2 protein-coding genes are annotated in these 2973 nt (G+C 54.0%); one reads left to right on the top strand and one right to left on the bottom strand.

Features of this window, described 5'->3' with window-relative positions:
- Positions 1-1375 (bottom strand): NAD(P)/FAD-dependent oxidoreductase (locus tag AC2FND_RS19900; RefSeq protein WP_496771435.1); only part of this gene is annotated, 1375 nt, incomplete at its 3' end.
- A gap of 671 nt (positions 1376-2046) precedes the next feature.
- Here AC2FND_RS19900 and rfbF point away from each other — a divergent pair.
- Complete coding sequence (gene rfbF, locus AC2FND_RS19895; RefSeq protein WP_480897089.1) at positions 2047-2820, top strand: glucose-1-phosphate cytidylyltransferase; 774 nt, start codon at positions 2047-2049, stop codon at positions 2818-2820.
- The last annotated feature ends 153 nt before the right edge of the window (positions 2821-2973 follow it).

The following is a 2973-nucleotide window of genomic DNA, read 5'->3' as shown; positions in this document are numbered from 1 at the left end:
AGTTCTTGCCCATGATATTGCGGGCGGCATACATCGCCGACAGCATGGAATGATCCTGGTTGTTGTAGCGGTGCAAACCATTGCGACCCACGGTCTGGAAGTTTTCCAGCGTCTTCAGCCAGTCGCTGACCGTGTCCAGTGCCTCTTTGTATTCGCTGTCATAGACCGGATAGGCCTTGGGCTGCCGGATAACCGCGTGATCAATGACGTCTCTGGCCTTGGCCAGACCAAGCTTTTCAAGCTCTTCACTGGCAAGATGCCTGAGATCTTCATCACTTGACGACCACAACCCGTCACCTTTCTGGCAGAAATATTCCATCCCGATCGAGGCTGTATTCTGATCGGGCAGCATTTCTGCAGACCAGGCTCGGAAATTCTGGATGCGACCAACCTTCACCTGTGGGCTGTGGATGTAAATCCAGTTGTCCGGGAACGGATCGGCGTGATCCAGGATCAGGGTCACGATCAGGAAATCACGATACTTCAGGCGATCGGCAGCCTCGACCACCTCGGGTGGTGGTGGTGGATCAAAGGAATGGATCAGATCGCGCACGGCCATCGAATTGATGAATTCCTCACCCTCGACCCGTTCGGTTGTTTTGTCACCGCTTTCGTCCCAATGACGCACATCAATCGACGTGACGCGGTTACCATCGCGGTTGACCTTCACTACTTCGGAACGGGTTTCGACCGAACCGCCCTTTTCCCGGATCAGATCGCGGGTCTTTTCCCACATCATGCCGGGGCCCAGACGGGGATACTGGAATTCCTCGATCAGGCTGGCCGTATCATTGGCCCCCGAAATCGCGTTCCAGACCGCTTTGGGCAGGGATAGGTTCTTGATCCGCTGCGCAGCCCAGTCGGCCCGGATTTCCGACGGTGGAATACCCCAGACCTTCTTGGTGTAGCTGTGGAAGAAATGCATGTAGAGCCGTCCGCCAAAGCGGTTGACGACCCAATCTTCAAAGGTGTCTTCCTGCTGGCGCGGTCGGATCTTCCATTTGATGAAACTGCCGATGATCTTGTAGGTCTCGTAAGGGCCGATATTGCCAAGAGCATTGAAGATCCGCAGCGGATAATCATAAAATTTGTTGCGGTAGAAGATGCGGCTCAGGCGTTGCACGGTGATGAAATCATCCCCCATCACCTCATGCCACATGTCCTCGACCTCACGCACCTTGGTGAAAAACCGATGGCCGCCTATGTCAAAGCGATACCCTTTATGCGTTTCCGTTCGGGAAATGCCGCCCACCATATCCGAAGCCTCAAAGACCCGGGGAACATGTGTGCCGCTCAGTTTTTGCAGTTCATAGGCGGCTGTCAGCCCTGCGGGGCCACCACCGATGACGACAACGGGAACAATATCTTTTTTCAAATGACTAACACCCATACCAAAACACTTACCTAAGGCTACAAGAGGTTATCCGGGATTCACAACAAAATCCTGTCAGCGCCCTAAACAGAGGGCCTGAGTTTTGAAGCCCGGCCTTCCGTACAGAAAATAGGCACCCTGATTAGACGAACCGCACCCGTTGTCCATCCCATAAAGAGAGGGGGCAGATGCGAACCGGATCGCCTGTGTCGAAAACCGGTTCAGAATTGGTAAAAACCTCTGTCTCCTACACAGTCCTAAACCGCATGCGCTTTTTCCAATAATTTGAATCGTAACGATGTTTTCCGACCGGTATAGCTTTGTCAAAATTTCCCGCAGGTGTGAAATGTGCATTTGGTCCGCGCAATTCTGATACAACATGTACGACCCTGAATATGAGCTCTTTTGAGCGCTATCTCTGTGATGTTCTTCACTGGATTGCCCGGCTGAAAGAGCGTGTCAACAATATCGCCTCTTTCCACCCATTGTGTATGTTTGAGCGCCAAGGCAACAGGAAATTCAGTGCCTCACGACTCGTGGCTTTGTGAATCTTGACAGGGTGGCGGCGCTGTCGTCCTAATGCGTGCGAATGTTTGCAATAACCCGGATGCCCAGATCCGGGTTAAGATGAGTGTATTGGTAGCCAGTCTCGTTGTTAACGAGGGAGTAATTTTATGAAATGCGTTATTCTGGCCGGTGGCTTAGGCACGCGGCTCAGCGAAGAAACCGTCAAGATACCAAAACCCATGGTTGAGATTGGTGGTAGACCGATCATCTGGCATATCATGAAAATCTACGCGGCCCATGGCGTCACTGATTTCATCGTCTGCCTGGGGTACAAAGGTTATGTCATCAAGGAATTCTTCGCGAATTTCTTTCTGCACAACTCGGACGTCACGATCGACCTGGCCAGTGGCGGTCTTGAAATTGCTAACAGCAAGTCAGAACCGTGGCGCGTGACACTGATCGACACCGGAGACGACAGCCAGACTGGCGGGCGACTTCGCCGGGTCATGCATCTGCTCAAGGATGAAGAAGCGTTCTGCCTGACCTATGGCGACGGTGTTGGTGATATCGACATTCGGGCCGGGATCAATTTTCACCGGGCGCATGGCAAGCTCGCAACCGTCACGGCAGTTCCTCCGCCCCGCCGCTTCGGCCAGCTCGAGCTGCAGAGCAATCAGGTCCTGAATTTCTCTGAAAAACCCGTCGGGGATGGTGGGCTGATCAATGGCGGATTTTTCGTGCTGTCCCCCAAAGTGGGCGATTACATTGACGGCGACGATACCGCCTGGGAACGCAGCCCCCTGATGAACCTGACGCGCGATGGCGAGCTGATGGCCTTTGAACATAAAGGCTTCTGGCAGCCCATGGACACTATTCGCGAACGCCAGGAACTGGAAGAACACTGGGCCACAGGCAATGCGCCGTGGAAAATCTGGGAATGAGTGCGAGCGCGTTTTCCGGACGCAGGGTGCTTGTAACCGGGCATACCGGCTTCAAAGGCGCCTGGCTGGCTGCCTGGCTGGCCGAGGCTGGTGCAGAAGTCGCCGGATACGCCCTTGCCCCCGAAACGAAACCCAATCTCTGGGCATTGCTGG

This window comes from Ruegeria sp. BHSB056 (genome assembly GCF_059613305.1).
This window is presented reverse-complemented; position numbering and strand designations above follow the sequence as displayed.

Coding starts and splice junctions, on each gene's coding strand:
- rfbF (WP_480897089.1), top strand. CDS start 2,047: ATGAAATGCGTTATTCTGGCCGGTGGCTTAGGCACGCGGCTCAGCGAA.